Source organism: Aliarcobacter cibarius, assembly GCF_013372265.1.
Taxonomy (GTDB): domain Bacteria; phylum Campylobacterota; class Campylobacteria; order Campylobacterales; family Arcobacteraceae; genus Aliarcobacter; species Aliarcobacter cibarius.
Genome location: NZ_CP054051.1, coordinates 1,771,652 through 1,790,963, shown reverse-complemented (window position 1 = coordinate 1,790,963; position 19,312 = coordinate 1,771,652). Strand labels below are relative to the sequence as shown.

Genomic DNA, 19,312 nt, shown 5'->3' with positions numbered 1-19,312 from the left:
TTATAAATAGTGATAAAGTGGTTTTAAATTTTAAATCCACTTTATCATATGATGAAAATCATTTCCTGCTACAACTAATTTATCATTATCTTCAAAACCCATTTTTAAATACAGATTTTTTGCTTTTTCTTTTTTAAAATCAACTAAAAGTGAAACTTTTTTATACCCTAACTCTTTTGCTTTTTTGAAAGCAAAGTTGAAAAACTCCTTTGCAATACCTTGTCCTTGGTACTTTTTTAATACGCTAATAGTATCAATATAGAATTCATCCTCAAAACATTCTTTCTCAAAACTATCTTTTAATATTCCTTTGTCTTTTAAATTTAAAAGCATGGGTTTATCTAAAATATCAATATCATTTGATGAATAAGCTACTAAAATTCCAACAATCTTTTCATCTTTTACATAAGTAAAAATATTTTTATGACTTAGTCTACAAATATCCATTTTTATATATGAATCTAAAGTTTCAAGAATTTTTTCCTCTTCAAACTCTCCAGTAAGAGTTGAAGCTATATCTTCTATTGCATCTAAAATTAATTTTGAAATATTTTGAATATTATTTTTGTTACAGTTTTTTATCATAACTCTATTTTTTTAAACTCTTTTTTTATCTCTTCAATATCTTCAATCCCTACAGAAATTCTTATAAGATTTACTGGAAGTTCTATTTTCTTTAAAAATTCTTTACCACTTTTTGTAGTTATTAAATCGTAGTGAGCTAAATATGTGTAAGGCATCAAAAGTGTAAATTCAGTTCCAAGGCTTGGACCTTTTGGAAAATTCAAACTATCGTAGATTTTTTGAAAATCTTTTTCAATATGAATAGAAACTATTCCACATAAACTATTTTCATCTATCATAAGTTTTTTATAGTTTTCTATACAATCTTCATCTAAGCAAGAATATACCTTGCTTACATAAGATAGATTTTTCAAAAATTCAATCAGTTCTTTTGTATTTTGTGATATTTTTTTAACTCTTTTTTTATAATCAACAATTTCTAAAGCCATTCTTTGCATATCTTTAGTATATGGTTTATCACTATGCTTGAAGAACTCGTTTTTTATATGCGAAATTTTAAAATTACCATTTAAAATAATAGCACCCATTAAAACATCTGCATTTCCACAAGCAAATTTTGTTAAACTTTCTACAAATATGTCAGCGTAAGGTTTTAAATTTAAGTTATACGGCGTTGCAAAAGTTGAATCTACTACAAGTACTATATTATATTTATTGCAAAGTTCTCTTAGTTTTTCTAAATCTGCAGTTTTTACAAGTGGATTTGTAGGAACTTCAGTGATTATTGCTAAAACTCTGTTTTTGTTTTCTTTTAAATACTCTTCTAAAATACTCAAATTTGTTACATCATAAAAAACTTTACTCTCTTCAAAATAGTGATTTACAATATTTGTAGTATCTAAATATAACCATCCAAATTGAATTAATATTGATTTTCCATTTCTAGCTTGAATATTTTTAAGACCTTTTAATACACTATAAATTGCATTCATTCCTGATGGACATAGAGCAATATTCTCTTTTTTTTCATTGTAAGCTAGGCTTAGAGTATTTAAAATAGTATCTTCTGCTAGCTCTTTTTTTTCTAATTTTTCATTTTGAAGGGTTTGTACTAATCCAAGATTATATAAATAATCTTCAGCTAATCTTGAAGAAAGGTTATATCCAACATGTTGAATAAATTTTAAAACCTTTTTATATTGTCTTCCTTGAGAAACTTTTATTACTCCAAAAGGTTCATTAAATTCACAAATATTATGTATATAATACCTGTTACTTACAACATCAACAGCTTTTTTGCTACTCATTAGAACTAGCTCATACTCATCAGAAATATTATATTTTTCTTTTAAATAATTTGCTAACTTTTTTAAATAAGGATGAATTACAAATCTAGGATAAGCAACACTAATTTTTTCCAAAATTTCTGGAGTCTGTTCTTCATAGTCTATTACATCTTTTAGTGTTGGCATAGAAGTTGAAACAGCATGCATATTTTTTTGTGGAAGAGTTTCTCCACATTCTATTGGAGTAAAAAAACTATTTTCTATCATTTTATAGCTTGTAATAAATCTTTTTTTAAATCTTCAATATCTTCAAAACCAATTGCAAATCTTACTGTACTAGGACTAATCCCAATATTTTCTAGCTCTTCTTTTGAAAATGAAGCATGAGATATTTTTGATGGTATTTCAACTCTACTATCAGGACTTCCAAAAGAACATTTTTCGCCAAATATTTTACTATTTTGTATGAATTTTTCTGCTAATTCAACAGTTTTGAAATCTGCACAAAAAACTCCTGGAATTATTTTCATCTGTTTTTCTGCTAATTTTCTATTTGGATGAGATTTTAGTGCGGGGTGAGTTACTTTTGTAATAAAATCTTGTTTTTCTAAAAATTTAGCTAATTTAATAGAGTTTTTACTACTTGCCTTTGCTCTAATTTTGAGGCTAGGAATTCCTAAAGATATAAGATGAACATCCATAGGATTTTGATTGTGACCATGTGCATTTGAATAATAATGAAGTTTATTTGCCCACTCTTCATCTTTTGCAACAATTGCTCCTGCTATAACTGAACCATGTCCACTTATATATTTTGTAGTTGAAAATAGTGAAAAATCTGCTCCTAAATCAAGTGGTTTTTGACTAATAAAAGTTGCTAAAGAGTTATCAACGGCAAAAAGAGAGTTATATTTTTTACATAACTTTGCAATTTTTTCTAAATTTATTATTTTTAAACCTGGATTGGTAGGACTCTCACAAAGAGTTAAATCAATAGATTTTGATTTTAAAATATGTTCAATCATTTCAAAATCATGAAAGTTTGCAGAGATAACTTCTACATTATACTTATCTTTATAAATTTTTAAAAGTCTATTTGTTCCTCCATAACAATCAGCTTCAACTAAAATAGTTGAGTTAGCTTTTAAAACTGTTTCAAAAAGCAAATTAACACTAGCAATTCCAGTATGAGTACAAACAGCTCCAGCTCCATTTTCAGCAAATGCAAAAAGATTTTCTAAAGCTTCTCTTGTTGGATTATCACTTCTTGTGTAATCATAAATTTTTTTGCCATTTTCATTAGTTTGTTTTTTCAAATCAAATGTTGCAGTATTATAAATAGGGAAATGAGATGAACCTGTAACATCTTTAAAAGGTGCAAAAGATGTAGGGTGGCAAAGTATTGTTTCAAGGCTATTTTTCATAAATTATTCCAAACTTTTATATATTTTTAGGCAAATTGTACCTAAAAATTGTTAATCTAATTTGATACTAAATTTTGGTATAAATCTATTTTAAAATCAATATTTCAAGGAATATAAGCTTTGTTTAGAGTTTTTGTATTAATTTTTCTTATGACAGTTTCATTGTTTTCAAAAGAGAGTAATGAATCATTAATAAAAATTGATGAGTTTATAGAAAAATTTTCAAAGGTAAAAGTTTTTGATGAAGATAAATTTGTAGAAGATTTCTCAAAAATTGGAACAAAGATAATAAATAGGTATACTCCAAAACTTTCAACTTTTAAAAAAGTTGACCATATTCTAAGTGAAACAGGTTCTTACGATAAAATAATAATTGATGTAGATTCATCAAAAAATATACTTAGTGTAAATGCAAAAATAGATGATAAATTAAAACTTTTGAAAAGTTATAAAGTTTCAACAGCTAGAAAAGATATAAAAAAACCTTTAGGAGTAGGTAATGTTACATCAATTACATTAAATCCTGTTTGGTATCCAACTGCTGATACAATAGAAAGCTTTAAGAAAAAAGGAATTAATCTACCAAAGGTAGTAAAAGGTGGTGATAAGTTAAATTATATGGGAAGTGCAAAAATAAATTTAACTCATAAAGTTGATGGAAAAGATACTTTTAGAATACACGGAACTTTAAGTGAAAAAACCATAGGAAGTTATGAATCAAGTGGTTGCATTAGAATGAGAAATAGTGAAGTTGTTGAGCTAGTTGGACTTTTAAAAGAGTTTATAGAGTTTAAAAGTATGGATGATATAAAAGTTGTTTTAAAATAAAAAAGGAGAATAATAATGAATAAAATAGAGATAAATATTGACAATTATGGTGGAAATTTTAGACTATTTTGCCCTCTTACAAATGAAAGATTAGACCATGATAATGGTTCTTTAGAGATTTATGAGGGAGCAGGGGATTATATTTTTAGTATGTGTGAAGATTGTATGTTTTTTGATGCGGGGAACAATAGTGAAATTGAAAAATATTGGAAAAGTACTGCTTTGGAAGCTATTGAAAAGTTTGCTCAAAATCATAAAGACAAAAATATTTTACTTATCGAAGCCAAATATCAAAATGAAAATTATTATTTTGGATTTTTAAATGATAAAAATATTGAAATCTCAGCAAATGAAATAGAAAAAAGATTTATAAAAGCATAAAATAAAAAGAAATAGTAAAAATATGATAATATATCTATATAAAACTATAACGTTATAGATTAAAAAAGAAAAAAAAGGCAAAGAAATATGACAAAATGCGGATATGTTTCAGTTGTTGGTCGTCCAAACGCTGGAAAAAGTTCACTATTAAATTGGCTTGTTGGTGAAAAGATTGCAATGGTTTCACATAAAGCAAATGCTACTAGAAAAAGATCAAATATAATTGTAATGCACGAAGATGATCAAATTATTTTTGTAGATACTCCAGGAATTCATGAGACTGAAAAACTTTTAAATCAATTTATGCTTGAAGAGGCTTTAAGAGCTATGGGTGATTGTGATTTAATACTTTTTTTAGCCCCAGTTACAGATAGTTTAAAATATTATGAAGATTTTTTAGAGAAAAATAAAAAGAATACAAAGCATATTTTACTTCTTACAAAAATTGATTTTGTAAACAATGATGAATTAATGGCTAAGTTAAAAGAGTATGAAAAGTATAGTGATAAATATGAAGCTATAATTCCTATTTCAATAAAAAAAGCTACAAAAAAAGCAGATATTTTAGATGAGGTTGTAAAATATTTACCAGAACATCCTTATTTATTTGATCCTGAAATTATGACAACAGAGCATTTAAGGGATATTTACAAAGAGTTTATAAGAGAGTCTATATTTGAAAATATTAGTGATGAAATTCCTTATGAAACAGATGTAATTGTAAATAAAGTTGAAGAAAAACCAAATGTTGATGTAATAAAAGCAACAATAATCGTGCAAAAAGATACTCAAAAAGGGATGATTATTGGGCAAAATGCAACTGCAATTAAAAGAATCGGAAAAGCAGCAAGAATTAAAATAGAAAAATTAAGTGGTAAAAAGTGTTATTTAGAACTTTTTGTAAGTATTAAGAAAAACTGGACAAAAAATAAAGATGCCCTAAAATCAATGGGTTATGATATGGAAATTCAATAATATAATTTTTAATATTATTTTTTAAGCTTTTATTTAATAAACTCATTTTTTAATTTACAAAATGAGTTTATTATGAAAAATCTTTGTACTGTTGAAGAGCTTGAAATTGTTGAAATTGAAATTGACGAAGAGATAGAAAAGAAAAATTTAAAAGATTTCATTTCCACCTCTTTAAAACTAAAAAATATAAATCTTCCTAAAAATAAAAAAATCATTTTAAATTACATTGAAGAACTTAAAACTTATCAATTAATTTTGGTGGAAATTGAATTTAAATATCTAGAAATAGAATTATTTTATAAGCTTTATGAGCAAAATAATAAAAATGAAACTATAGCTTTTTTGTACAAAAACTACTTTTTAATATTCAAAAATGATAAGTTTTATTATCTACAAAGAATAGAAGAAAATATTCAGAGCATTGAACTTTTAAACTATCTAAATAAAAATTTTGAAATAGATATTCATAATTTTATAAGTGTAAATAGTGAGGATTTATATTTAAAGGATGACCTATTAAATGATAAAAATTATATTGAATATTTTAATTTAAAAAAGAGTTATTCATTTTTTATTTATATAACATATCTTATTTTTTTGTTATTGATATTTATCTATTTTTATTTCAATCAAAATGAAAATTTACCTCAAAATATTCAAACCTTTGATTCAAGCAGTTTAGAAAAAGAGTATAAATTTAATAGTTTCGAAGAAAAGAGTAGAAAGATAATTTTTAAAATCTATCAAAATAATTTAAATTTAATAACTTAACTTTCGCACCTAAAACCAAGTAGTTTTCCAGTCACATCTCTTAATAGATCGATTATTGCTGTAAAATCCTCATTTCTATTGACAACTTCTTCAATTTTTGCAATCTCATCTAAAATAGCTAAAAATGCTTGCATAGCAATTGCCAAGGTGTGAAGTTCACATTCTAGATCTTTAAACAATCCACCAATAGTTTTTGGTTCATTACTGATACGATTTATATAGCTAACAACATTGTATGTAAAAAATGAGAGTGTTATGCGAGCAATAAGTGCTTCATAAATTCGATTTTCTTCTTTACCAAACCCAAAGTGTTCACGAAGTTCTTTATACCCTTGTTCTATATCCCATCGTCGTTTGTAAATATCGATAATTTCTTCATCACTCAAGTCTAAGTTTGTAGATACAATAGGGATGAGATTCTCTTTGGTTTTTATAAAAACAATTTTTAATTTTCCTGCTTTTTTATGTTCAACTATGACCCCGAAGTATTCAAACTTTATCTTTTTGCCATATTGACCCATCTTAATAGTTTTAAGCTTTTTAAACTTGTTATAGATACCATCAAGAGTTTTTTTCTCCCCTGTGAAGTTCCAGATTCTATCATTGTTTACCATTCTTGAAATAACTTGCAATCCTAGCTCATTCATTGTTTCTATAAACACAGGTTTAGAATACCAACTATCCACAAGCAGATAATCTGCATATATACCACTAGCTACTGCTCTTTTAATCATCTCTATAGCAATTTGTGATTTCCCTTTTAAGCTTTCCAATCTTCGCTTATGTGCATTGGTTCGATGATCAATAATATTTGTAAACTCTTCTATCTTTACCATTGCATAACTATTCATAGCAATTGCAAAGTCTAACATAAAATTTGAATAACCATCACTATAGTTTAGTGATACAACATTTACACCTCTTATTTTTCTCTTTACTTTATTGCTCCAAAGGTTATCACAACTTCCCTCTATATTTTTACCAACCTTATCTTCGACTGTATCATCAAGTATAAGGACTCTAATCAACTTTGAATCTTGTACTTTGTGAAGTAGTGATAATATTTTTAAAGATGATAGTGAAAGTAGTTTTCTATAGTTATAAGAAGCATTAGAAAGTAAACGATAATAGACATCTTTTTTGAAGCTGTCTTTACTCTGATTCATAAAAGTTGATATTTTTTTATTCATTACTAGCATATATACAAAATGTAGTAAAACCATATGAACAGCAACTCCCTCTTTTTTAGAAAAATTGCTCTTTGTTAAAATCGTTTTCATATTTAATAGTCGCAATGTTTCATAAATTGGATTCTTTAGTTTGTCGTTTATGATGCTTATTATCTTAGATTCTATCTGCATTCTTACCCTTTAATATAATAGATATTATAGCTAAAATACCTATTTAAGGGCTTTATTGAGAGTTCAAAATAGAAAAATATCATAGAAAAACAACTAAATTATTTTTATGTCAACAAGGATAATATTATTACCTATAGGAGTAATATTTTAGGGAGATTTAGCTAAAATTTTAATCAATTTAACGTGCGAAAGTTAAGTTAATAAATTTTGAGTTTGATACAAATATTATTAAAATTGAAGTAATTTCACAAAGTAAGGAAAATATTTATAAATTTTTAGAAGATAAAGAGATTGTATTTTTATCTTCAAGTATAGATTATGAAGAAGAGAAGAATACTTATAAGGCTAAAATAGATGTTAAATTATTTGAATGAGAAATATTTCAGATGCTATAGATATTTTAATAAAAAATAAGAAAGATAAAAATATTTTAAAGTTTTTGGAAAGTTTAAGATTGATATTTATTGAACAAAATAGTTCAAAAGTGAATTTTGAAGATTTTAGTATTAATCCATTATTTAAACAATTTTTTAAAATTTTATTTCAAGGAGGAGATGTTTCTTTAAATATTGAAGCTATATATAAGCTTTCAAAAGAGATGATAGAAATAAGAAAAACGTTTTATAAAGCTATTGCCTATCCTATATTTTTACTAATTAGTTTTTTTATATCTCTAATTTTGATATTTATTTTTGTTGTTCCAAATTTTAAAAGTATATTTACTCAAAGTCAGATGGAACTTCCATTTGCAACAAAACTTTTATTAAACGTTGAATATTTTTTTTCGAATTATTATTTGATTTTTATTTTATTCATAATATTTATAATCTTATTTGTTTATTTCTTATATAAAAGAAATTTGAAATTTAAATACCTACTTGATAAGATTTTTATAAATAATTTTTTCTTAATAAAAGAGATAAATCTTAGTTTACAATTGTATAAATTATTTTTAGTCATAGAAATAATGCAAAAATCGAATTTTGAATTTCATAAATGTTTTAAAAGTTCAAAAGTTTTATTAGAAAACAAATATCTATTAGATAAAATAAACATTATTGATAATTTAATAGAAAATGGAAACTCTATTAATGTCTCTTTTTGTGAATCAAAAATATTTGATGATATTGTTTTAAATTTAATTAACACAGGTGAGGTTTCTAACTCTTTACCTTTAGTAGTAACTGAAATTAAAATGATTTTCAAAAATAGATTCGATGAGAAGGTAAGTTTTCTTATATCGGTAATACAACCAATATTTCTTGTATTTATTGTAATTTTGATACTTTGGATAGTATTAGCAATATTTGTTCCAATTTGGGATATGGGAAATATTATTAAATAGTTTTAAAGGAGTAAGTTTGATTAGTTGTTATGTAAAAAAAGGAAATAGACTTACTGTAATTGAAGGAATGGAATATCTAAAAGACATTGAAGATAGAAAGAGTGTTATTTGGATAGATATGCTTTTCCCTACAATGGATGAAGTGAAAACAATTGAAGCTATATTTGAAATAGAATTTCCTACAAAGCAAGAGAGTGAAGAGATAGAGCTTAGTTCTAGATATTGGGAAGAAGGAAATAGAATTGAAATAAATAGTTATTTCTTGATAAATGATAGTAAAGAACCAGTAAATGAAACGGTTTCTTTCATTTTACAAGGAGATTTGTTAATATCTATTAGATATAAAAAATTAGCAAGTTTCAATACTTCAATTAAAAAACTTCTTGCAAGTCCAAGAGAGTATAAGACAGGATATTCTATTTTTTCTCAAATTATTGATATTAGAATTGATGCTGATGCAGATATTATTGAAAATTTAAGTAAAGATATTGCGGCTATTAGAAAACAAGCATTTGACGATGATATTGATAACGAAGATATATTAGAACAAATGTCAATTTTTGAAAATCTAAATATGAAAATTAGAGAAAACCTTACAGATAAGCAAAGAATACTAAACTCTTTGTTAAAATCGCAAAGAGTAACTGAAGATAAAAGCGAACTTCCTATTATGTTAAAGGATATTAGGTCTTTAATTGATCATACAAATTTTAATTTTGAAAGACTTGATTATTTACAAAATATTTTTGTAGGACTTTTGAGTGTTGAACAAAATAAGGTTATTAAAATATTTACGATTGTAAATGTTATTTTCTTACCGCCAACACTAGTTGCTAGTATTTATGGTATGAATTTTCATCTTATGCCAGAACTTGATTGGGATTATGGATATTTATTCTCAATTGGTATTATGATTTTATCAGCTATTACCCCTTTAATAATCTTTAGGAAAAAAGGTTGGATATAAAATTTTTAAAAGGAACAATTTATTATGAGTAAAGAATTTGAATTTGAAAATTCAATTAAAAATATTTTAAATTATATTGGAGAAGATATAGAAAGAGAAGGGCTTTTAGACACTCCTAAAAGAGTAAGAAAAGCTTTCGAATTTATGTGTAGTGGATATAAAGAGTGCCCAAAAGAAATTATTCAAAAAGCATTATTTACTTCTACAAATGATGAAATGGTTGTTGTAAAAGATATTGAATTTTACTCTTTTTGTGAACATCATATGTTACCAATTATAGGGAAAGCTCATGTTGCATACATTCCAAATGGAAAAGTTGTTGGATTATCAAAAATTCCAAGAGTTGTTGATGTATTTGCTAGAAGGTTACAAATTCAAGAGCAAATGACAGAACAAATTTGTGATGCTTTAAATGAACACTTAAAACCAAAAGGTGTTGCTGTTATTATTGATGCAAGACATATGTGTATGGAGATGAGAGGAGTTCAAAAAATTTGTTCAACTACAATAACATCTTCATTAAGAGGACTTTTTAAAAGCGATAAAAAAACTAAAGATGAGTTTCTATCTATAGTTTCTGCTTCTTTTCAAAAATAAAATAGAACAAGTTTCTATTTTATTTATATAGCATTTATTTCACTTCTATCATTTACTCTTTCAAATTTTGTTGGTAAAGTTCTATTTTCATTTGAAATTTCTTTTTCAAATCTTTTAATAATATTTTGAGTATTTGCTAAGAATGATGCTCTCTCTTTTGCTTCTAGACCATCTGTCTTAGGTTTTTTAAGTACAGTTAATGGATCTATTGCTGAACCATTTTTATACATACCAAAATGAAGATGTGGTCCTGAACTTAATCCTGTAGAACCAACATAACCTATATGTTCACCTTTTTTAATCATTTGTCCTTGTCTTACATCTTTTGAAAAGGCATTTTGGTGTGCATATAGCGTTTTGTAACCATTTTGATGATTTATGATAATAGTTTTTCCATATCCACCTTGTGTTCCTACAAATTCAACTCTTCCATCGCCTGCTGCATAAATATTTCTTCCAGTAGGAGCTGCAAAGTCTGTTCCTAGATGAGCTCTATATCTTTTTAAAACAGGGTGATATCTTTTATTTGTAAAATGACTAGAGATTCTTGCATATGTTAAAGGAACTTGGAATAAAAAAGTTTGAGTAAAGCCAACACCTTTTTCATCATAGTACTTATCATCTTTTTGATATTTAAATCTGTAAAAAGGTTTTTTATTGATTTCTACCATTGCAGAGTTTATTTCAGGCATTCCAAAAGGTTTTCCTAAATAAGACTTTTGTGTATATTGAATAGCTATAAAATCACCTTTTTGCATTTTTCTAAAGTTTGCATCACTTCCTTTAAAAAGTGATTGTATTATTGCTGCTAAAGTATTATCACCTGTCGCTTTATAAATATCATTTGAAATTGATTCATTTATTTCAATAGCTACAAGTTGTGAATTTTCAATATAATCAATTGGTAGAGTTTGGAATTTATAGTTATTTTTACTATCTTTATAGACATGTAATTGAATATCGCTTGAAACAGGAATTAATACTTGATTTAATTCTCCACTATCTTCTGTATACAAAAAATAAGTATTTTCTGCTTGAATTTCACTACAAAGCTCTTTATCTTCTTTCTCTAATTCATAGTATAAACTTAATGGAATTTTGTACTTTTCAAGGAATGTTAAAAAAGTTTCACCCTTTGGCCAACTTAGTTCTTCTACTTGTGCTGAAAATAGAGTATTAACAAATAAAATAATAAATACTATAACTTTTTTCATGATTATCTCTTTGTTTTATTGAAAAATTAGGGTATTGATTATACAATTCTGCAACTTAAAGAACAAATGGAGAAGTAATTGTTTAAGATTGTCATTTTTTTAATCATTGCATTGAGTTTAAATGCGAAGGAGCTTATGGATATCTATAGGATTGAGGGGATTAAAGCTGTAGAACAGGAGCTTGAAAAAAATTTAAGAGATATAGATTTTTGGAAAAAATATTTAGAGAAAAAAAATGTTGAATATGGTTATTATGAGTATAATAAATATATAATTGTTGCTCAAAAAGAGAATAAAGAACTTAGTTTATTCGAAAATTCTGAGGATGGATATAAATTAATAACTAAAGAAAAAATGATAATAGGTGAAAATTTAGGAGATAAGTTTTTAGAAGGTGACAAAAGAACTCCTGAAGGATCTTATGATTTAGTACAAAAAAGAGTTGGATTAGATCAATTTTATGGGCCATTCGCATTAGTTACTTCTTATCCAAATAGTTTTGATAAAAGTTTAAATAAAAAAGGTCATGGAATTTGGATACATGGTATGCCTTTAGATGGAGAAAGAGAGAATTACACTCAAGGTTGTTTAGCTTTAGACAATGATAGATTAAAAGTATTAGATAGTAATATAAATTTAAATAAGACGGTTTTAATTACAAGTCACGATGAGTTGAAAAAAACAACAAAAGAAGATATTGCTTTAATTTTAAGTTCAATTTATAAATGGAAAGATGCTTGGAAATATTCAAATATAAACGAATATTTATCTTTTTATTCAAGAGATTTTAAAAGAGCAGATAGAACAGATTTTAATACATTTTCTGCACAAAAAAGACAAATTTTTGCAAAAAATGAAGATAAAACTATAAACTTATTTAATATTGATATTTCACCTTATCCAAATTCATTAAATAAAAATATGTATAGAATTTTAATGGATGAAGAGTACACAAGTCCTAGTGTGAAATTTTATGGAAAAAAAGAGTTATTTGTTGAAATAGCAAATAATCAACTACAAATTCTAACTGAAGATTAAAAACTTCTTTATTACTTTTTAGATATAATCGCCTTAAATTACAAAATATTTAAGGCGAAATATGCAAAACAAAGAACTAAGTATTGAAGAGATAGCTCTAGCACACTCTTTAACAAAAGAAGAGTTTGAAAATATTAAAAAAATTCTAGGAAGAGAACCAAATTATGTTGAAATTGGTATCTTCTCTGCTATGTGGAGTGAGCATTGCTCTTATAAATCAAGTAAAAAATATTTAAGTGGATTCCCTACAAAGGCTCCATGGGTTATTCAAGGACCAGGCGAAAACGCTGGTGTTATTGACATTGGAGATGGATACGCGGCAGTATTTAAAATGGAATCACATAATCATCCAAGTTTTATTGAACCTTATCAAGGTGCAGCAACTGGAGTTGGAGGAATTCTAAGAGATGTATTTACAATGGGAGCTAGACCAGTTGCTAGTATGAACTCTATAAGATTTGCTTCAATTGAGGGGAATAGTGAAACTGCAAAAAAACATAGATATCTATTAAAAGGTGTTGTTGCAGGAATCGGTGGATATGGAAATTGTATGGGAGTTCCTACTATTGGTGGAGAAACAACTTTCGAAGAGTGTTATGCTGGAAATAATCTTGTAAATGCATTTACTTTAGGACTAGCAAAAGCTGATGAAATTTTTTATGGAAGAGCTGAAGGAATTGGAAATCCAGTTATTTATGTAGGTAGTAAAACTGGGCGAGATGGTCTTGGAGGTGCAGTTATGTCAAGTGCATCTTTTACTGAAGATAGTGAATCTAAAAGACCAACAGTACAAGTTGGAGATCCATTTACAGAGAAATTGCTTTTAGAAGCTTGTTTAGAACTATTTAAAGCTGATTTAATTGTTGGTATTCAAGATATGGGAGCAGCTGGACTTACTTCTAGTTCATTTGAAATGGCAGGAAGAAGTGGTTCTGGAATGGTTATGCATTTGGATAAAGTACCTGCAAGAGAAGAGGGTATGACTCCTTATGATTTTATGCTTTCAGAGTCTCAAGAAAGAATGCTTATTTGTGCTAAAAAAGGTTGTGAACAAGCAATTATTGATATTTTCCAAAAATGGGAATTAGATGTTGCTGTTATTGGTGAAGTTACAAGTAGTGGACACATGGAATTGTTTTGGCATGGAGAAAAAGTAGCTGATGTTCCTGTTCAACCTGTAAGTGAAGAAGCACCAGTACTTGATAGACCTATAAAAGAACCAGAATATTTAAAAACTATTGCGAATGTGACTATGGATAAAGAAATTTCAAATCAAGTTGCTTTTGATGAATTAATATCTGATATGGAAATCGTAGATAAATCTTGGATTTATTCTCAATTTGATTCAATGGTACAAACAAATACTATAAAAGGTCCAGGAAGCCTTGATGGTTCAAGTATTAGAATTAAAGAAACTGGTAAAGCATTAGCTATGAGTGCTGATTGTAATACAAGATTTTGTTATATAAATCCACAATTAGGAGCTGCAGCTGCTGTTATGGAAAGTGGAAGAAATGTTGCTATGACTGGGGCAGTTCCAAAAGCAATTACTGACTGTTTAAATTTTGGTAATCCTCAAAATCCAGAAGTTATGTGGCAATTTAAAGAAAGCTGTGAAGGAATTAAAAATGCTTGTAGAGCATTAAATACTCCTGTTATTGGTGGAAATGTATCTTTATACAATGAAACAAATGGAGTTAGCGTTTTCCCAACACCATCAATTGCTATGGTTGGAGTAAACGAAGATGCACAAAATGTTCTTCCTTCTAAACTTCAAGGAAACGGAAATATCTTATATCTTTTAGGAGAAACTTCTAGTGAATTTGGTGGAAGTTTATATCTTAAAAAGTTTTATGGAAAAGTTGCAGGAACTCATCCAAAAGTTGATTTTGAAAAAGAGTTGAATCTTTGGAATACGGTGATTGAAGCAAATAAAGCTAAACTTTTAAAATCTGCAAAAGATGTAAATCTTGGAGGAATTGCTATTTCTTTAACAAAAATGGCAGTTGTAGGAAATGTTGGAGTTGAAGCAAATATATCTTTAAATGATTCTAAAGATATATTTAGCGAAAGTTTAAGTAGAGCAATAGTTGAAGTTGAACCAAAAAATTGTGAAGCATTTGAAAAATTAGCATCAAAATATGGTATTGAATGTGTAGCTATTGGTAAAACTGGTGGAAATAAAATTATTATAAATGACGTATATAAAGAACTAGATAAAGTAAGTCATATTTATTTTAATAGATTTAAAGAAGTTGTAGAACAAGATCAATAATAATATACTGTAAAAGCCAAACCTGTAATTAGGTTTGGCTTTTTTATTTTGTAATTAATAAATTTAAAAATATAAGAAAGGTTAAAATGAGAGCGTTAATTAGTGTAAGTGATAAAAGTGGAGTTGTGAATTTTGCAAAAGAACTTGTAAAATTAGGATATGAAATAATCTCTACAGGTGGAACATATAGTAAACTAAAAAATGAAGGAGTTGCTGTAATTGAGGCAAATGAAGTTACAAAATTTCCTGAGTGTTTTGAAGGAAGAGTAAAAACTTTAAATCCATATATTCATGGTGGAATTCTTCACAGAAGAGATAAACAATCTCATCTTGACCAAGCAAAAGAATTAGGTGTAGAAGGAATTGATTTAGTTTGTGTAAATTTATATCCATTTAAAGCAACAATTGAAAAAACAGATGATTTTGAAGAAATTATTGAAAATATTGATATTGGTGGACCAGCAATGGTAAGAAGTGCTGCTAAAAACTTTGATTCAGTAATTATTGTAATAGATGTTGCTGATTATGATTTAGTACTAAATAATCTTAAAAACAATACAAATACAGTTGAGTTCAGAAGAGATTTAATGATTAAAGCTTATGAACACACAGCTTCTTATGATTCAATGATTGCAAATTATATGAATAAAAGATTCAATAATGGATTTGGTGCAAAACAGTTTATTGTTGGTTCAAAAGTGTTTGATACTAGATATGGTGAGAATCCACATCAAAAAGGTGCTTTATACGAGTTTGAATCTCAATTTTCAAATAAATTCAAAATTGTAAAAGGTGAGCCAAGTTTCAATAACATGGGAGATATTAGTGGAGCAGCTAGAATTGCTGCATCATTTGGAAAAGATAAAGCTGTTTGTATAGTTAAACATGGAAATCCTTGTGGATTTGCTATAAAAGATACTCTTTTAGATTCTTATGTTGAAGCATTAAAATGTGATCCTGTAAGTGCATTTGGTGGAGTTGTTGCAGTAAATGGAACTGTAGATAGAACATTAGCAGAGAAAATGAATGAAATTTTCCTTGAAGTTGTTTTTGCAGCAGATTTTACAGCAGATGCTGTTGAAGTATTTGGAAATAAAAAAAGAATAAAATTATTTTCTCAAGGAACAGAATATTTAGAACTAGCAAATGATAGTTTTGATTTCAAAAGAGTTGATGGTGGATTTGTATATCAAGAAGCTGATAAAGTTGCAGATGATGAAGTTAGAAATTCTAAACTTATGTCAAAAAGAGCAGCAAGCGAGCAAGAAGTAAAAGATATGGAAATTGCTTATAAAATTGCATCTTTAACAAAATCAAACTGTGTTGTATATGTTAAAAATTCTGCAATGGTAGCTGTTGGAATGGGAATGACATCAAGAGTTGATGCATCAAAAGCAGCACTTAGAAAAGCTGAAGACATGGGATTAGATGTAAATGGAGCAGTATTGGCATCTGAAGCATTTTTCCCATTTAGAGATAGTATTGATGAAGCACAAAAAGCTGGTGTTAAGTGTGTGATTGAGCCAGGTGGAAGTATTAGAGATGATGAAATTATTGAAGCTGCGAATGAATATGGTATGGCTTTATATTTCTCAGGAATTAGACACTTCTTACACTAGAAATTTCATAAATTTATGTCAAAATTTTGACATAAATTTAGCTCAATTTTTGATATATTTTAATATACTTTAATGAATTAATTAAAAGGTTATTTTTTTGAATTCTTTTTGCAAGTTAAAATTTTTACTTACTATTATTTTTTTAACAACTAGTTTATATTCATCAGAATTAAAAAAAGTGACTTTACAATTGGCATGGTTTGATCAATTTCAATATGCTGGCTATTATATAGCTAAAGAAAAAGGTTTTTATAAAGAACTTGGACTTGATGTAGAAATTGTTCCATTTTCATTTGATAAAAATATTATAAAAGATGTAAATGACGGAAAAATTGATTTTGCAGTTGGTAGAGAGAATCTTATATTAGAAAAACAAAAATATCCCAATATTGTTGCTTTAGCTGCTATTTTTCAAGCATCTCCTTTGATTCTTATTAGTAAAAAAGATTCAAAAATAGAAAAAATTGAAGATTTTGCAAATAAAAGAATTATGACAACAAGAGATGATGCTGAGGAAGCGTCTTTAAAAGCTATGCTAGTATCAAGAAAAGTTGATATAAAAACTCTAAATTTTATTCCACATTCACATAACATTAAAGATTTAATAAATAGTAAGACAGATTTAATTTCAGCATATACATCAAAAGCTCCATTTTTTCTTAATAAATATAATATTAAATATAACACTTTTTCACCAAAAGATTATGGTTTTGATATGTACAGTGATTTTTTATATACAAATTCACAACTAATTGCAACAGATCCAAATGTTGCAATATTATTTAAAAATGCAAGTATGAAAGGTTGGGAGTATGCTTATTCAAATATCTCTGAAGCAACTGAACTTATTTTAAATAAATATAACACTCAAAACTTGACTAAAGAAGAGCTAATTTTTGAAGCAAATGAATTAAAAAAATTATCATATTATGAGACAAAAAAATTAGGTGAAATTAGTTATGAAAAATTAAAAAGAATATATGACTTATATAATGTTTTAGGATTAGTTGAAAAACCTATTGATGTAAGTGAATTTATTTTTAAGCCTGATAATAACTTGATTATCTCAAATATTGAGAAAAATTTTTTGAATGAAAAAGAGATTTTGAACCTTTGTATAGTACCAAATTATATGCCATATAGTGATGTTGTTGATGGTAAGTTTATTGGATTTGTTGCTGATTATATGGCATTAGTTGAGAATTCAATTAAAAAGCCTATTAAATTTGTACAAACAAAATCAATAGCTGAATCATTTACATTCATAAAAGAGAAGAAATGTGATATTTTACCAATGGCTATAAAAACAAAAGAAAGAGAAAGTTATCTTTCTTTTACAAAATCTTATTTAAATCTTCCATTGGTTCTTATAACAAAAAGTGGTGAAATATTTACTGATGATTTAAGAAATCTGAAAAATAAGAAAGTTTCTATTGTTGATAATTATGCTTTTTTTAATACTTTGAAAAATAAATATAAAAATATAGAGTTTGTTAAAGTAAAAAATTTAGATGAAGGATTTGAAAAAGTATTAAATGATGAAAATTTTGCTCATATTGATTTTATGCAAAGTTCATGGTATAAAATACAAACTGATTATATGTCAAAGTTACAAATATCAGCAAAACTTGATGAAAGTGAAGATATCTCTATAGCTGTTTTGAAGGAAAATACTGTTTTATCAAATATTCTGGATAAAGCTGTTTTATCTATTGATAAAGCATCATCTACAGAAATTTTAAATAAGTGGGTTATAAAAGATAATAAAAAAGAGTTTAATTATAATTTGCTTTTACAAATATCATTTGTAGTTTTTATTATTTTTTCATTAGGAGTTTATAGACAAATTTTATTAAATAAAGCTAATAAGAGATTAAAATATCTCGTTGATTTAAAGACAAAAAAATTACAAAATGTTAATAAAAGATTGTCAATAAGAATAAAAAGAATACTAGAAAAAAGTCAGCAAAAAGATAGAATTTTAGCACAGCAACAAAAGATGGTTTCTATGGGGCAAATGATAGAAAATATTGCTCATCAGTGGAGACAACCATTATCTGTAATATCTACGAATGCAAGTGCTATAAAATTAAAAAAAGAGATGAATTTACTTAAAGATGATGAGTTGATCAAAACTGTTGAACAAATAGTAAATACATCAAAATATTTATCTCAAACAATAGATGATTTTAGATACTTTTTTAGACCACAAAAAGATAAAGAGATTTTTAGCTTAGCTTCTTGTATTAAAAAATGTTTGGATTTAATTAATGAAAATTTTGTGCAAAATAATATTAAAATTATTTATAAATTAGAAGATATTAATGTTTTAGGGTATGAAACAGAACTTATTCAAGTACTAATAAATATTTTAAATAATTCTAAAGATGCATTTGTGCAAAATAATATTGATAAGAAATTGATATTTATAACTTTAAAAGAGATAAATAAAAAAGTTCATATCGAAATTTATGATAATGCACTAGGAGTTTCTCAAATTATTCTAGATAAAGTTTTTGAGCCATATTTTACAACAAAATATAAATCAAGCGGTACAGGAATTGGTCTTTATATGTCAAAAGAGATAGTTACAAGACATATGGATGGTGATATTTTTATGGATAACTATGAATTTATTTATGAAAATGAAAAATATAAAGGTGCAAAACTAAGCATTGTTTTGAACACTATAAAAAAGGATTAATT

16 protein-coding genes are annotated in these 19,312 nt (G+C 26.4%); 11 read left to right on the top strand and 5 right to left on the bottom strand.

Annotation, left to right across the window (positions count from 1 at the left end; translation table 11 throughout):
- Nucleotides 1–30 precede the first annotated feature (30 nt).
- From ACBT_RS09035 to ACBT_RS09025, 3 genes are read right to left on the bottom strand one after another with little or no spacing between them, the layout of a single operon-like run.
- A complete protein-coding gene (locus ACBT_RS09035) occupies nucleotides 31–585 on the bottom strand; it encodes a GNAT family N-acetyltransferase (protein ID WP_024774751.1) in 555 nt (184 codons plus the stop codon).
- A complete protein-coding gene (locus ACBT_RS09030; RefSeq protein WP_024774752.1) occupies nucleotides 582–2,078 on the bottom strand; it encodes an aminotransferase class I/II-fold pyridoxal phosphate-dependent enzyme in 1,497 nt (498 codons plus the stop codon). Before ACBT_RS09030 ends, ACBT_RS09035 begins: the two co-directional genes overlap by 4 nt.
- Nucleotides 2,075–3,235 (bottom strand): aminotransferase class I/II-fold pyridoxal phosphate-dependent enzyme, encoded by a 1,161-nt coding sequence (locus ACBT_RS09025; protein ID WP_024774753.1) that lies wholly within the window; start codon nucleotides 3,233–3,235, stop codon nucleotides 2,075–2,077. Before ACBT_RS09025 ends, ACBT_RS09030 begins: the two co-directional genes overlap by 4 nt.
- Nucleotides 3,236–3,355: 120 nt before the next feature.
- Here ACBT_RS09025 and ACBT_RS09020 point away from each other — a divergent pair, with 120 nt between their 5' ends.
- The 4 genes from ACBT_RS09020 (at nucleotide 3,356) to ACBT_RS09005 (ending at nucleotide 6,190) form a co-directional block, all read left to right on the top strand.
- On the top strand, nucleotides 3,356–4,063 hold the full coding sequence (locus ACBT_RS09020; RefSeq protein ID WP_024774754.1) for a L,D-transpeptidase: 708 nt from the start codon (nucleotides 3,356–3,358) through the stop codon (nucleotides 4,061–4,063).
- Between the two features lie 15 nt (nucleotides 4,064–4,078).
- On the top strand, nucleotides 4,079–4,444 hold the full coding sequence (locus ACBT_RS09015; protein ID WP_024774755.1) for a hypothetical protein: 366 nt from the start codon (nucleotides 4,079–4,081) through the stop codon (nucleotides 4,442–4,444).
- An 87-nt stretch (nucleotides 4,445–4,531) separates the two neighbouring features.
- Entirely contained in the window at nucleotides 4,532–5,419 is an 888-nt protein-coding gene (era, locus tag ACBT_RS09010; protein ID WP_024774756.1) for a GTPase Era, read from the top strand.
- A gap of 72 nt (nucleotides 5,420–5,491) precedes the next feature.
- Complete coding sequence (locus ACBT_RS09005) at nucleotides 5,492–6,190, top strand: hypothetical protein (protein WP_024774757.1); 699 nt, start codon at nucleotides 5,492–5,494, stop codon at nucleotides 6,188–6,190.
- Here ACBT_RS09005 and ACBT_RS09000 read toward each other — a convergent pair.
- Nucleotides 6,187–7,551, bottom strand: a complete 1,365-nt coding sequence (locus tag ACBT_RS09000; RefSeq protein WP_176325394.1) for an IS4 family transposase — start codon at nucleotides 7,549–7,551, stop codon at nucleotides 6,187–6,189. The genes ACBT_RS09005 and ACBT_RS09000 overlap by 4 nt on opposite strands.
- A gap of 370 nt (nucleotides 7,552–7,921) precedes the next feature.
- Here ACBT_RS09000 and ACBT_RS08995 point away from each other — a divergent pair, with 370 nt between their 5' ends.
- The 3 genes from ACBT_RS08995 to folE are packed head-to-tail and all read left to right on the top strand — an operon-like array spanning nucleotide 7,922 to nucleotide 10,460.
- On the top strand, nucleotides 7,922–8,896 hold the full coding sequence (locus ACBT_RS08995; protein ID WP_051429966.1) for a type II secretion system F family protein: 975 nt from the start codon (nucleotides 7,922–7,924) through the stop codon (nucleotides 8,894–8,896).
- 16 nt (nucleotides 8,897–8,912) lie between these two features.
- Nucleotides 8,913–9,863 (top strand): magnesium/cobalt transporter CorA, encoded by a 951-nt coding sequence (gene corA, locus ACBT_RS08990; protein WP_024775861.1) that lies wholly within the window; start codon nucleotides 8,913–8,915, stop codon nucleotides 9,861–9,863.
- A gap of 24 nt (nucleotides 9,864–9,887) precedes the next feature.
- A complete protein-coding gene (folE, locus tag ACBT_RS08985; protein ID WP_024775862.1) occupies nucleotides 9,888–10,460 on the top strand; it encodes a GTP cyclohydrolase I FolE in 573 nt (190 codons plus the stop codon).
- Nucleotides 10,461–10,483: 23 nt separating this feature from the next.
- Here folE and ACBT_RS08980 read toward each other — a convergent pair whose 3' ends face one another.
- Nucleotides 10,484–11,674, bottom strand: a complete 1,191-nt coding sequence (locus ACBT_RS08980; RefSeq protein ID WP_024775863.1) for a M23 family metallopeptidase — start codon at nucleotides 11,672–11,674, stop codon at nucleotides 10,484–10,486.
- 135 nt (nucleotides 11,675–11,809) lie between these two features.
- Here ACBT_RS08980 and ACBT_RS08975 point away from each other — a divergent pair, with 135 nt between their 5' ends.
- From ACBT_RS08975 to ACBT_RS08960, 4 genes are all read left to right on the top strand, one after another.
- On the top strand, nucleotides 11,810–12,712 hold the full coding sequence (locus ACBT_RS08975) for a L,D-transpeptidase family protein (RefSeq protein ID WP_228130319.1): 903 nt from the start codon (nucleotides 11,810–11,812) through the stop codon (nucleotides 12,710–12,712).
- 61 nt (nucleotides 12,713–12,773) lie between these two features.
- A complete protein-coding gene (gene purL, locus ACBT_RS08970) occupies nucleotides 12,774–14,987 on the top strand; it encodes a phosphoribosylformylglycinamidine synthase subunit PurL (protein WP_024775865.1) in 2,214 nt (737 codons plus the stop codon).
- A gap of 86 nt (nucleotides 14,988–15,073) precedes the next feature.
- The gene (gene purH / locus ACBT_RS08965) at nucleotides 15,074–16,606 is read left to right on the top strand and encodes a bifunctional phosphoribosylaminoimidazolecarboxamide formyltransferase/IMP cyclohydrolase (RefSeq protein ID WP_024775866.1); all 1,533 of its coding nucleotides are present in this window, start codon (nucleotides 15,074–15,076) and stop codon (nucleotides 16,604–16,606) included.
- 97 nt (nucleotides 16,607–16,703) lie between these two features.
- Nucleotides 16,704–19,310, top strand: a complete 2,607-nt coding sequence (locus ACBT_RS08960) for an ABC transporter substrate-binding protein (RefSeq protein WP_024775867.1) — start codon at nucleotides 16,704–16,706, stop codon at nucleotides 19,308–19,310.
- Nucleotides 19,311–19,312: the final 2 nt, after the last annotated feature.

Coding starts and splice junctions, on each gene's coding strand:
- ACBT_RS08975 (WP_228130319.1), top strand. CDS start 11,810: ATGGATATCTATAGGATTGAGGGGATTAAAGCTGTAGAACAGGAGCTT.
- era (WP_024774756.1), top strand. CDS start 4,532: ATGACAAAATGCGGATATGTTTCAGTTGTTGGTCGTCCAAACGCTGGA.
- ACBT_RS08995 (WP_051429966.1), top strand. CDS start 7,922: ATGAGAAATATTTCAGATGCTATAGATATTTTAATAAAAAATAAGAAA.
- ACBT_RS09030 (WP_024774752.1), bottom strand. CDS start 2,078: ATGATAGAAAATAGTTTTTTTACTCCAATAGAATGTGGAGAAACTCTT.
- purL (WP_024775865.1), top strand. CDS start 12,774: ATGCAAAACAAAGAACTAAGTATTGAAGAGATAGCTCTAGCACACTCT.
- ACBT_RS09025 (WP_024774753.1), bottom strand. CDS start 3,235: ATGAAAAATAGCCTTGAAACAATACTTTGCCACCCTACATCTTTTGCA.
- ACBT_RS09005 (WP_024774757.1), top strand. CDS start 5,492: ATGAAAAATCTTTGTACTGTTGAAGAGCTTGAAATTGTTGAAATTGAA.
- ACBT_RS09015 (WP_024774755.1), top strand. CDS start 4,079: ATGAATAAAATAGAGATAAATATTGACAATTATGGTGGAAATTTTAGA.
- ACBT_RS09035 (WP_024774751.1), bottom strand. CDS start 585: ATGATAAAAAACTGTAACAAAAATAATATTCAAAATATTTCAAAATTA.
- ACBT_RS08980 (WP_024775863.1), bottom strand. CDS start 11,674: ATGAAAAAAGTTATAGTATTTATTATTTTATTTGTTAATACTCTATTT.
- ACBT_RS09000 (WP_176325394.1), bottom strand. CDS start 7,551: ATGCAGATAGAATCTAAGATAATAAGCATCATAAACGACAAACTAAAG.
- purH (WP_024775866.1), top strand. CDS start 15,074: ATGAGAGCGTTAATTAGTGTAAGTGATAAAAGTGGAGTTGTGAATTTT.
- folE (WP_024775862.1), top strand. CDS start 9,888: ATGAGTAAAGAATTTGAATTTGAAAATTCAATTAAAAATATTTTAAAT.